The 11,960-nt window shown below is 50.3% G+C and carries 8 protein-coding genes; 7 read left to right on the top strand and 1 reads right to left on the bottom strand.

Annotated elements, in window-relative coordinates; translation table 11 throughout:
• Positions 1 to 328: 328 nt before the first annotated feature.
• The 7 genes from BMX58_RS04915 to BMX58_RS04885 all read left to right on the top strand — a co-directional run bounded on the left by BMX58_RS04915 (position 329) and on the right by BMX58_RS04885 (position 10,546).
• Complete coding sequence (locus BMX58_RS04915) at positions 329 to 1,228, top strand: nuclease-related domain-containing protein (RefSeq protein ID WP_068622736.1); 900 nt, start codon at positions 329 to 331, stop codon at positions 1,226 to 1,228.
• Between the two features lie 1,183 nt (positions 1,229 to 2,411).
• Positions 2,412 to 4,919, top strand: a complete 2,508-nt coding sequence (locus BMX58_RS04910; RefSeq protein WP_068622737.1) for a CoA-disulfide reductase — start codon at positions 2,412 to 2,414, stop codon at positions 4,917 to 4,919.
• Between the two features lie 419 nt (positions 4,920 to 5,338).
• Positions 5,339 to 5,743: an AbrB/MazE/SpoVT family DNA-binding domain-containing protein gene (locus BMX58_RS04905; RefSeq protein WP_068622738.1), complete on the top strand. Its 405-nt coding sequence runs from the start codon at positions 5,339 to 5,341 to the stop codon at positions 5,741 to 5,743.
• A 3-nt stretch (positions 5,744 to 5,746) separates the two neighbouring features.
• Complete coding sequence (locus BMX58_RS04900; RefSeq protein WP_084253874.1) at positions 5,747 to 6,076, top strand: type II toxin-antitoxin system death-on-curing family toxin; 330 nt, start codon at positions 5,747 to 5,749, stop codon at positions 6,074 to 6,076.
• 456 nt (positions 6,077 to 6,532) lie between these two features.
• The gene (locus tag BMX58_RS04895) at positions 6,533 to 7,525 is read left to right on the top strand and encodes a Gfo/Idh/MocA family protein (RefSeq protein ID WP_068622739.1); all 993 of its coding nucleotides are present in this window, start codon (positions 6,533 to 6,535) and stop codon (positions 7,523 to 7,525) included.
• 58 nt (positions 7,526 to 7,583) lie between these two features.
• Positions 7,584 to 8,843 carry a UV DNA damage repair endonuclease UvsE gene (gene uvsE / locus BMX58_RS04890; RefSeq protein WP_068622740.1) on the top strand — a complete coding sequence of 420 codons (1,260 nt, stop codon included), beginning with the start codon at positions 7,584 to 7,586 and terminating at the stop codon, positions 8,841 to 8,843.
• Between the two features lie 320 nt (positions 8,844 to 9,163).
• Positions 9,164 to 10,546 carry a YecA family protein gene (locus BMX58_RS04885; RefSeq protein ID WP_068622741.1) on the top strand — a complete coding sequence of 461 codons (1,383 nt, stop codon included), beginning with the start codon at positions 9,164 to 9,166 and terminating at the stop codon, positions 10,544 to 10,546.
• 191 nt (positions 10,547 to 10,737) lie between these two features.
• Here the strand turns inward: BMX58_RS04885 and BMX58_RS04880 are convergent, their stop codons facing one another.
• Positions 10,738 to 11,184, bottom strand: a complete 447-nt coding sequence (locus BMX58_RS04880) for a NanQ anomerase/TabA/YiaL family protein (protein WP_068622742.1) — start codon at positions 11,182 to 11,184, stop codon at positions 10,738 to 10,740.
• Positions 11,185 to 11,960: the final 776 nt, after the last annotated feature.

Below are 11,960 nucleotides of genomic sequence, written 5' to 3'. Positions count from 1 at the left end.
GACTAATACCGGGAACCGCAACTCCGGTGAGAGGGCGTTCACCGGAGGAGACGGCACCACAACCTGAACGCCGGCGGGAACCCCCACGCCGGAGCAGACGAGTTCACTACAGTCGCCACCTCCGCCGAGGCCTGGTTCGCCGGAGGACAGCATCCACCCGCGCGACCAGCTCCGGCCAGCCACCGGTAACCGGAGGACAACCGATACCGAACACCGCAACTCCTGCGGAAGGGCGCACCATCGGAAGTCACCGTAACGGAATTAACGCAAATCTGGATGGAATGCAGATATTACAAGTGACAATTCAATTCAGAAGGAGGAGAAGTCTATGGCATACAAAGAACGTCAAAAACCGCGGATGCTCTGCATTTATGAAGCGTTGGCCAAACGGATGAGATTGGAGCCGGGGGATCAGTATTATTTGCTGCATATGGATGGAGGGTTCGGGGGCGAATGCGGCCTTGATGTACACACGGAGGCGCTGGATTCGCGCTGTTTGGTGCTGAACGACCTGCAATTTAGGCACAACCGCATCTCGATCCAGATCGATACGCTGGTGATTTGCCCCGACAAACTGCTGGTGTATGAAACGAAAAACTACAAAGGTGACCATCTGTGGGGCCCGTTGACACTCCGGAAACCAAGTGGCGCCACGATGGAAAATCCCTCGGTCCAGCTGAACCGGACTATGGCAAGATTGGGCGTGCTGCTTGCGGATCTGAAACTCGAAATGCCGATTGAGGGCTTTGTCGTCTTCGTCAATCCTGAGTTCAATTTGCTGAGTGCTCGGAAAATTGCGGACTACCTGCTTCCCGGGCAGATTTTGCCTCATTTTCAAAATTTCCGGGTGAAAGGGAAAATAGGGCCGGAGCAACAGCAGTTGGCGGATGCGCTGATCCGGATGCACAATCCGCGCCATTTTGCGGACGAGCTGCCGGCAATCGATTTCGGAAAGCTGCGAAAAGCGCTGTTCTGCCTTGATTGCGGATCGGCGGTGCGCCTCGATGGCATCAAGTCCGTCTATTGTCCGGTTTGCAAAAAAAGGCGGCGGACAAACAAAACGATCCTGCACAACATTGAAGAGTTCCGGCTGATTTTTCCGGATGCGAAAGTGACGACCCCGCGGATGGCCGAGTGGTGCGGGATGGACAACAAGGATCGCATCTATCGGGTGCTGCGCAACAACTACAAAGCTGTGGGAAAAGGCCATGGGCGCCATTATGTGTAAAGGCAAGAACTCCGACGAAGCTGCTGTTCGTCGGAGTTCTTGCCTGTTTGTTTACCGGAAAGATTGTCTGGCAGCAGGGAATCGATCTCCGGCGGGGATCTCCTTCGCCGGAGCTGATGCGAGGGGAAATTTCGTACCTCCTGCGAGCACTTGTCCGTCGGAGGACAGCCTGCGAATCCGCGCCCAGCTCCGGCTAGCAGCCGGTTACCGGAGGAAGGACGATTACCGGCAACCGCAACTCCGGTGAGAGCCCCGTTCACCGGAGGAGAGCACCAGCTCCGATGAGGTTTGCCTTTGCCGGAGCAGGCGAGTGCAGGAAACGCTCAGCTCCGACGAGCCTTTGTTCGCCGGAAGACAGCCTACGTCCGCGCGCCCAGCTCCGGCCAACATTCGCTCCCCGGAGGAAGGACTAATACCGGAAAGTGCAACTCCGGTGAGAAGCCCGTTCACCGAAGGAAAGCACCAGCTCCGATGAGGGTTGCCTTCGCCGGAGCTGACGTGAGCACAAAATCACCACCTCCGGAGAGCATTTGTTCATCGGAGGACAGCCTCCGCCCGCGTGCCCAGCTCCGACCAACATTCGCTCCCCGGAGGAAGGACCAATACCGAAACCGCAACTCCGGTGAGAGCCCCGTTCACCGGAGGAGAGCACCAGCTCCGATGAGGGTTGCCTTCGCCGGAGCAGACGTGAGCACAAAATCACCACCTCCGGAGAGCATTTGTTCATCGGAGGACAGCCTCCGCCCGCGTGCCCAGCTCCGGCCAGCATTCGCTCGCAGGAGGAAAGACTATTACCGGGAACCGCAACTCCGGTGAGGGGGCGTTCACCGGAGGAGAAGGCGCCACGACCTGTTCTCCGGCGGGAACCCCCACGCCGGAGCTGACGCGAGCGCAAAAGCTCGCTCCTCCGACGAGACTTTGTTCGCCGGAGGACAGCGTGTGAATCCAGGACCAGCTCCGGCCAGCCACCGGTAACAGGAGGAAGGACTATTACCGGGAAGCGCAACTCCGGTGAGAGGGCGTTCACCGGAGGAGAAGGCGGCACCCACGGGCCGGCCGAGAGTTTGTGCAAAATTTTTTTAACATTCCCGTCACATTTCGCTTTACAAATTATACCTACCGGGGTATTATTGTCAGCAGATAACCGAAACCAAAAAACTTTGTGAAATGAGGATTATATAGAATGAAACGTAAAATTGTGATCATCGGCGGCGTGGCCGGCGGAGCGACGGCGGCGGCACGTTTGAGAAGACTGAACGAGGAGGACGAAATCGTCATCTTCGAAAAGGGTGAATACATCTCCTTCGCGAACTGCGGCTTGCCTTACCACATCGGCGGCACGATCCAGGAGCGCGATAATCTCCTCCTTGAAACGGTCGGCGGCATGGCGAAGAAATTCAACATCGGCATCAAAAACTTCAGTGAAGTCGTTAAGATCAACCGCGCTGAGAAGACCATCACAGTGAAACATGTATTGACCGGCGCAACGACTGAAGAGAGCTACGATAAGCTGATCATCTCGACCGGCGCACGTCCGATCAAACCGGCAATCGCCGGCATCGAGGAAGCGGAGAACGTCTTCACGCTGCGCAACATCCCGGACATGGACAAGATCAAGGCCTACATCAACGAGCACCAAGTCAAGCGCGCAACCGTCATCGGCGGCGGCTTCATCGGTTTGGAAATGATGGAAAACCTCTGGGAATTGGGCATCCAAGTATCCTTGGTCGAAATGAGCGACCAGGTCATGGCGCCAATCGACTTCGAAATGGCCCAATCCGTGCACGCGCACATCGATATGCATAACGTCAACCTGATCCTGAACGACGGCGTCAAAGCCTTCGAGGACAAAGGATCAAAAGTCCGCCTGAACAGCGGAAAAGTGCTGAACACGGACATGACGATCCTTTCCATCGGCGTGACGCCGGAAAACGAATTGGCGACCGCTGCAGGCCTGAAGACCGGCGTCAGAGGCGCGATCGTCGTGAACGACCAGCTGCAGACATCCGATCCGGACATCTTCGCGGTCGGCGACGTCATCGAGGTGACCGACTTCGTCAACGGCAAACCGACAGTCGTTCCGTTGGCTTGGCCGGCGAACCGCCAAGGCCGCCTGGTGGCCGACCACCTGAACGGCATGGATGTCCGCTACAAAGGCACGATGGGCACTTCGGTCGCGAAAGTCTTCGAATTGACGGTGGCGGCAGCCGGAAACAACGAGAAAACCTTGAACGGCTCAGGCACGGACTATAAAGTGGTCCACATCCATCCGAACTCCCATGCCGGTTATTACCCGGGGGCTTCGCCGTTGGACATCAAGCTGCTCTTCGGCCTCGACGGCAAGATCCTCGGCGTGCAGGCGGTCGGGATGGAAGGCGTCGAAAAACGCGTCGACGTCATCGCGACGGCCATGAAACTGGGCGCGACCGTCTACGATTTGCCGGATCTGGAATTGGCCTACGCACCGCCTTATTCATCCGCCAAAGATCCGGCCAACATCGCCGGCTATGTGGCCTCGAACATCCTCGAAGGCAAAATCGACACGTTCCAATGGCATGAAGTCGACGGCCTGATCGCAAAAGGCGCCTTCCTGCTGGATGTCCGCGAAGAATTCGAGTTGGCGACCGGCGCATTGGGCAATGCCTACACGATCCCGCTGGCGCAAATCCGCGAGCGCATGAGCGAACTGCCGAAAGACAAAACGATCCATGTGTTCTGCCAAGTCGGCCACCGCGGCTACAACGCGGCCCGCATCCTGATGCAGAACGGCTTCAGCGTCAAGAACCTGGACGGCGGCTACAAGACTTACAAACAAGCCAAAACGACTTTGACTTATGAAGAAGACGTGCCGGAAGCAGCGGTCCATGTCGAACCCGTGCATGCGAAACCTGCCGCCCAGCCAGCTTCCAACACGATCCAGGTCGATGCCTGCGGACTGCAGTGCCCCGGCCCGATCCTGAAAGTGAAGGAGAACATCGACAAGATGGTCGACGGCCAGGAACTGATCATCGAAGCATCCGACTTCGGCTTCCTCGCCGACATCGCCGCCTGGACGAAGAACACCGGCAACACGCTGCTCTCGAAGGAAATCGACGGCAAGATCGTCCGCGCCCATGTCGCGAAAGGCAAAGCCGGCGCTGTGAAATCAGCAACGCCAGCCGGATTCAACGAAGCCGCATTGGCAGCCCAAGCCGCCCAGGCACCGATCCTGCAGGAAACCAAGGACGGCGCCACGATGGTCGTCTTCAGCGGGGACTTGGACAAAGCCTTGGCTTCCTTCATCATCGCCAACGGAGCGGCGGCTTACGGCAAACAAGTGACGATGTTCTTCACTTTCTGGGGCCTGAACGTCATCAAACGCCCGGAAAAAGTCAGCGTAGCCAAACGCGGCATGGAAAGAATGTTCGACATCATGCTGCCGAGCCACGCCGGCAAACTGCCGATCTCGAAAATGAACATGAGCGGCGTAGGCTCCAAGATGATCCAAGCCGTCATGAAACAGAAGAACGTTGACAGCCTGCCGGCCATGATCGCCCAAGCGCAAAAAATGGGCGTCAAGATGGTGGCTTGCACAATGTCCATGGACATCATGGGCATCAAAGAAGAAGAAATCATCGAGGGCGTCGACTTCGGCGGCGTAGCCGCCTACATCGGCGACACGATGGATGCCAATCTGAACCTGTTCATCTAATCGAGCAACACCTTTAAGGCTCCCGCCGCGGCGGGAGCTATTTTTTTGGCATTCGGTTGTTTTGAGTGGTTGATTGTCGGCGCAAGCTGGGGTACGTCGGCTGAACGGAGAGCAAAGAATCCCGAACAGGCGACGAAAACAAGAGTCGTTGACTGAACGAAATGTGAAGAATGCCAAACAGCCGACATAAAGCAAAATCGTCGGCTGAACGAAGAGCAAAGAATCCCGAACAGCCGACGCAAGTCGGCGATGTCGGGCGCCAGCCCAGGACGGTATCAATTCTTTCCGGTCCTCTCCTTAGCAGTGACAATTGACAATAACTGTATATACTGTTAATCTGTATATACAGTTATGAGGCGCAAACAATCCCAGAAAAAATCATGAAATAAAAAATTAAAATCGAGAGGATGTCGAATACTATGAGTAAGAACGCTAAAACGAATGCAACAGCTATTTCAGAAACAAATCCACCGACTAACCCAAAAGGAGGAACGGCCAAACGCACTTACCGCTATTCGCTCGCTGAAAGCAATAAACGATCGAAGGAAAAGGTGAACACTTTCAAATTGCGAATGACCGGTAATAGCGTCGTTATCTCTGTGCCTGAGGACGTACTGCGCACTTTACATGCTGAACCTGGAGACGAAATCCAGTACATCACTGTAAAAATGAACGATGGGGAAAAAGAGTTGGACACCGTTTTAATCTCGAAAGTCACTCCGGCTGCTAAGCCAGACGAATTAGGGACTGAAGAGCTTGACACAATGTTGGACGATTACTTCGACAAATATGACTCGGTAATGAAATCATTGGCCGACATGTAAAAAATGAACTATCTGACCGAAGAACAACTAATCCAGATCAACGCGAGAATCATCAAAAAGTTCACTCCCCAAGAAATTATAGGCGTAAGAGAAAAAGAAGGGCTCAACGCAGTGGTTGAGGCGCCCAAGGCAACCGCGTTCGGAGAGGACGCCTACCCGACAATTTTCGATATAGCGGCAGTGTTGCTGCTCGGCATTGCAGGAAAACAACTGTTCCAAAATGCCAACAAACGGACAGCCATAGCTGCAACCGATATCTTCCTTCAGATCAACGGCTATAAAGCTACCTGGGAACACGATGAATATATTGCGTTTGTCATGGATGTGGTCTAAAGAAGCGAGGACACTACAAACGACTTCGACGAACTCAAGCAGGACACTTCGGCCAAACTCCAAGAGAAATATAAAACGAAAAATTGATGCCAGCCTATCTGCAAGGCAACAAAAAAAGGAAGCCGTAAAACACTGCATATTGCCAGTGGTTTACGGCTTTTTGCATGGAATCAATTCCTGCTTCTTATCGATATCCGATCGCCCGCACACCAACTCCGACAAAGAGAGCATTCGTCGGAGAACAACTCGCGCCAACTGCTCAACTACAACGAAGGGCTGGTGGCCGGAGTTGGTTGCCTTTCGGTATCCTTACCTTCGGTCATCCTATGCTTCACCGGAGAAACAAACAGAATAAGACCGCCACCTCCGGCGGGGTGAATGTTCAATCTTCTGTCGCATCAGCGCGAGGATCCAAATGGTACAATGAACAATATACACAGATCAGGAGGATAGCACATGCAAAAAACAGTATGGGGAATGATCGGCTGCGGTGACGTGACCGAGAAGAAAAGCGGACCAGGTCTCTATAAATCCAACGGCTCGCGATTGAAAGGGGTATACAACCGCACCGAAGCCAAGGCGCAGGATTGGGTGAAACGCCATGGGCACGGCCAAGTTTTCGCAACGGTCGAGGAACTGCTGGCAGACGAAGAGATCACGGCCGTCTACATCGCCACGCCGCCGGCCACCCATTTCGACTACGCCATGCAGGTGATCGCGGCGAACAAAGTGCCGTTGATCGAGAAACCGATGGCGCGCACGTTCGCGGAATGCCAAGCGATACTGGATGCAGCAAAAGAAAACGGCTTGCCGGTATTCGTCAGCTTCTACCGCCGCGCGCTCGAGAAATTCCAGAAGATCAAACAACTGCTGGACGAGGGCGCAATCGGTCAACCGCAATTGGTGGAAATCCGCCAATACCAGCAGCCGGCACCGGAAGATTTCCACAAGGACAGCCTGCCTTGGCGGCTGTTGCCGGCCGCTGGTGGCGGGAAGGACTTGGATATCCAAGTGCATGTGCTCGATTACCTGGCCTATTACTTCGGCGACGTCACCGTGATGACCGGCATCGTCGAGAACCGGGCCGGACTCTATGAAGTCGAGGACACCGTCTCGGCATCCTTCCGGTTCGCGAACGGCGTCGTCGGATCAGCCGCCTGGTGCTACGTCGCGGACTTCGACTTGGATGAAGTGACAATCATCGGATCGGAAGGAACCTTGGTCTTCGAAGGCACGAGCTTCGAATGGATCCGCCTCATCAAGGACGGAGAAACGACGACCTACACCTTCGAAACACCGGAGCATGTCGCCATGCCGTTCATCCAAACCGTCGTCGACGAACTGAACGACCAAGCGAAAAGCCCCGCCGATGCCGCCAGCGCAGCCAACGGCATCCGGATGTTCGATTTGCTCCTGCAGGATTACCGCGAAAGGTATGAGAACCAATAAGAATATGTAATGAGGGATCGAGTTCCAGCGGGAACTCTGATCGAAAGGAGGAACCCCTATGAGCATCGGCTATGCCTGCCTCAACATCGGCACCCCCGACACCAATATCCGCAGCGTGATGCAGCGCAACGCGACCCCGGAGAAGCTGACGGAAGTGATTGCGCATAATCTGGCCGCGCTGGAGAAGATGATCGACTACAACCGCAAAAACAACATCCAGCTGTTCCGCATCAGCTCGGATCTGATCCCGTTCGGATCCAGCCCGGTCAATACGCTCCCCTGGTGGGACGTCCACGCAGAAGCCTTCCAGCGCATCGGCGCGAAGATCCGGAAGAGCAGTATGCGGGTGTCGTTCCATCCGGGGCAATACACCGTCCTAAATTCGCCCGACGAGGATGTCGTGGCGCGCGCCATCCTTGATCTCGAGTACCACGCCAAAATGCTGGAGTGTCTGGATGTCGACAACAAGAACAAAATCGTCCTGCATGTCGGCGGCAGCTACGGTGACAAAGCAGCCGCGCTAGAACGTTTCGCAACGAACTTTAAGCGCCTGCCGGAATCAGTCCAGAACCGACTCATCATCGAAAATGACGATCGTCTCCACAACATCGAAGATGTGCTCGGACTGGCGTTCCGACTCCAGATCCCGGCCGTCTACGACAACCTGCACCATGCCATCAATCCGCCGCCCGCGGGAGCGGATGACCGATACTGGATCGCCGCAGCCGCAAAGACCTGGAAGGCAAAAGACGGCAGGCAGAAAATCCATTATTCCCAGCAGGCTCTCGGGAAACGCCCCGGCGCGCATACTGATACGATCCAGCTGGACACCTTCCTGACTTTCCACGAACAGCTGGAGGACAAACAGATCGACATCATGCTGGAAGTGAAGGATAAAAACCTCTCCGCCATCAAATGCCAAAATGCGACCACAACCGCGCCAAAACCAGTGCTGCTGGAAAAAGAGTGGGGCCGCTATAAATACACTGTCCTCGAGCGGTCGCCGGCGATCTACCAAGCCATCCGCACACTGTTGAAAGATAAAGAGGCCTATCCGGTCCAGGAATTCTACCACCTGATTGATACCGCCTTCGCCGAAGAACTCCACCCTGGACAAACTGAGAATGCCGCAGCCCACGTCTGGGGATATTTCAAGAAACACGCGACCGAAACCGAGCGCAAGCAGTATGAAAAGAATCTTGCGAATTACCGCAACGGCAGCGGAACGCGCGCAACCTTGAAACGGCACCTTTTCAGATTGGCGCAAAAATATGAATCCGAGTATCTGTTGCAGTCGTTGTATTTTTACCTGAGCTGATAAATAAACCAATAAATCAAATTTAGGACGAAGAGCAACTTCATCTGAGTTTGATTTTTCAGTTTATTACAGTTATATTTTCTAGTCAAAATACTGATATATAGTACATATTTTAATGATTTCTTTTAGGTGGTTCGATGGTATCTATGAACAATGTAGCCAGATGCAGTTGCAGAGTTAACAGTAACAAGTCATAAAAAAATAATATCAGATAAGTGAGTGATTAACGCTGTATCATTGGAATGAGATGAACAAGGCTTAAAAACTAGTTATCTGTAACTGAATATTCATGCAGAATTTTCTTCAAAGAGGTGTATAAAGTGATAGATAATCGTTTCATTAATTGCAATTTTTGCGAAACAACAATTAATCTTAGAGCTCAGATAGGTTATTTTGATATTCCTTTTAATCTGCATTGTCCGAAATGCTTGACACATATTTACGGAAAAATGGTTATTGATCAAGATAATATAGGCATAAAACTTGAAGTAGAGAACGCACATATTAGAAACACAAAAATAAAGGTAAAGGAAAAATACTATTCTGCAGAATTATCCGCGGAATTTCCTACAAAGAAAATGTATATCCGTGGTTTTTATGATTATGATTTGTCACCGTTTATTAGAAACTCTGGATTCTATGGGGATAGTGAGAAGGCTATACAAGCAACTCGCAAATCAATGGATTTTGCTTATTATTTTGATGGAAGGTGGAAGAAACTCAAATTATATTTTGACTTTCTTTGGAATAATCAAGTTACTTTGCTCTATCCAAAACTTGAAAAAGAATTAAGTCACTATGAATTTATACCTTTATCAAAAATAACCAATGAGTTAGATGCCAATATGGCGTTACATCAATTATTTTTAACAACTACGGAACTTACTTCAGTTTTACAACCTGGAACTCTAGAAGAGTATATTGAAATATCCAAATTAATAGGTACGAATAAAGAAAGTTTAGAAGAGACTCAAAAATTTGCGGAAAGTATGTCATCTGAGTTTAATAATATCGAAAAGAAAGCATTTAAACTCATTGATACTTTCTCAAAAATTTATGAACAATTAATTCCAGTGGTAGCATTAAGAAATGCTAGTTGTTTAAACAATGTTGATAAAGAGCAGTATGGGATAATGACTACAAATTTTGAAGAGCTTTCAGATTTTTATGCTAAGAGTTATGAATGGATATTGGATAACGTTAATATCGTTATTGCGTTAAATAACATAAATTCTCGAAATGATTACAATAGTTGTGCCAATGGTAAAGCCTATGATGAAATATTAAAAATAGCATCAAAGCATAAAAAAATAGAGTATATTTATGATTTAGAACCATTTAGTACTCCGACTAACAGCTTGAAAAATCGTGTAAGAAATGCGATTCAACACTTTGATAATGAAATAGATTACATGTCTCAAAAAATAGTTTTTACAGATCGTTATCGTGGTAATGTTAAGCAAGAGATTATGTATCTTATAGAATTTGCGGATCTATGCGTAGAAAATTTTTCGATTATCATTTATTTACTAGAGTTAATTTATCAACTCAAAAAACTTTCCTATCAATCAAAGGGATTAATCCCAAGTTTTATTCTAAGAGATATGCAAAACAATCATCAAAATAGGACTAATACAAAAATTGGCAGAAATGATCCTTGCCCTTGTGGAAGTGGTAAGAAATATAAAAAGTGTTGTATATAAATTATGTCTTCTGTTGTTAGAGGACTGAAAAAAATAACTCAAATCAACTTCTTTACCACAACTGAATACATGGAATCCTGAGACAAAGTCCTAATAATTCTAGAATGTAGGAAATCATAACAGGTATAAAAAACCGGAACAGTCTTTGCGCGATCTGAAAAAGACTATCCCGGTTTTTTAATTTTTTTCTGTTACATCGAAACTTTCACAACAACCTTCTTGATCGGTGCCGGTCCATCTACCGCCAAACCCGGGCGGTGGGCATCTTGTGGCGCGAACACCGCGAACTGTCCCGCATGCAGTACGAAATGGTCGCCATCCGCATCGAAGAAGTAGACATCATCTTCAGGACGATCCTCCGTCTTCACGACACCATCCAGCGCTTTCCAGCCCATTTTTTCGCTACCATCCACGATGTACTGGATGTCCGTATACGTGTAGTGCGCTTCCCAGCGGCATTCCTCCGGCAGATGCGTCTCGTACTCCTGCACGAGCGCGAACACCGCAGCACCCTCGATTTCGTAGCGCCCTGCAGGCAATGATGCGAGATCATTCTCCTTCAAAAACGTCAGCCCCTTGTAGAGCTGCTCGTTCAATCCTTTATAAAAATCCATATTTGCCAATGCATCAATGATCATAAAAACATTCCTCCATCCGTTCAATTGTGAATCCATAGTTCCAGTATAGGCCAGATTTCGCTGATTGGATAGGCTTACAACCGATTGTTGCGATTTCTGTCGCAAATAGGAACGGTGCCGCGCATACAGCCAACTCCGAAAAGCAGACGCCTCGTCGGAGAACACCTCTTGCGCCAACTATTCAGCTCCCACAAGAGCTTGTTGGCCGGAGTAGACTGTTTCGTCGGCACAGCAACTCCGGCGAAGCCGCCGCGGTCGGAGGTAGTGATATTTGCAGTCTGGGGCTCCGGTAAGGATAGACTTTGCGGGATAAACAACTCAACTTCGAAAAACGAACAGGTATACAGGAATTGACTGAAATTATGCATATAGGAATAAAAAAATAAGAAGCGTATTAGATGGTGTTACACTGGAATATAGATTTTAGATATATTTCCATAAAATCATTTTCAGAATTCTTCATTTTAGATGTAGCATGCTAGAGGGCTTCATCGACGAAAAGACTTGTCACTGGAGGAAAGCGCGAACTTCAACCAAGAGAATCCTTGTCGGAGAAAAAACTTCACGCCAGCCTCATATCTCCGATGAGCAACGTTTAACCGGAGGACGGCAACATTCATGCCCCGTTCCTCCGTCCGAAAGATTCCTACCCGGAGGAAATCAGTAGCTCAGATAAGGGTCTCCTCATCTAAGACAAACTTACGATTAGCTATCAGCTCCTACGAAATCATGTTGCCCGGAGCGGGTAGCTTTTCAATTACCTTTCTTCCGGCCTG

The organism is Trichococcus ilyis, from assembly GCF_900109135.1.
Taxonomy (GTDB): domain Bacteria; phylum Bacillota; class Bacilli; order Lactobacillales; family Aerococcaceae; genus Trichococcus; species Trichococcus ilyis.
Note: the sequence above shows the minus strand (reverse complement) of the source record. Positions and strands in the feature narration are given on the sequence as shown.

What these genes read in the sequence shown, in the direction of transcription:
- BMX58_RS04910 (WP_068622737.1), top strand. Translation starts at nt 2,412, where the DNA reads ATGAAACGTAAAATTGTGATCATCGGCGGCGTGGCCGGCGGAGCGACG.
- BMX58_RS04905 (WP_068622738.1), top strand. Translation starts at nt 5,339, where the DNA reads ATGAGTAAGAACGCTAAAACGAATGCAACAGCTATTTCAGAAACAAAT.
- BMX58_RS04895 (WP_068622739.1), top strand. Translation starts at nt 6,533, where the DNA reads ATGCAAAAAACAGTATGGGGAATGATCGGCTGCGGTGACGTGACCGAG.
- BMX58_RS04900 (WP_084253874.1), top strand. Translation starts at nt 5,747, where the DNA reads ATGAACTATCTGACCGAAGAACAACTAATCCAGATCAACGCGAGAATC.
- uvsE (WP_068622740.1), top strand. Translation starts at nt 7,584, where the DNA reads ATGAGCATCGGCTATGCCTGCCTCAACATCGGCACCCCCGACACCAAT.
- BMX58_RS04915 (WP_068622736.1), top strand. Translation starts at nt 329, where the DNA reads ATGGCATACAAAGAACGTCAAAAACCGCGGATGCTCTGCATTTATGAA.
- BMX58_RS04880 (WP_068622742.1), bottom strand. Translation starts at nt 11,184, where the DNA reads ATGATCATTGATGCATTGGCAAATATGGATTTTTATAAAGGATTGAAC.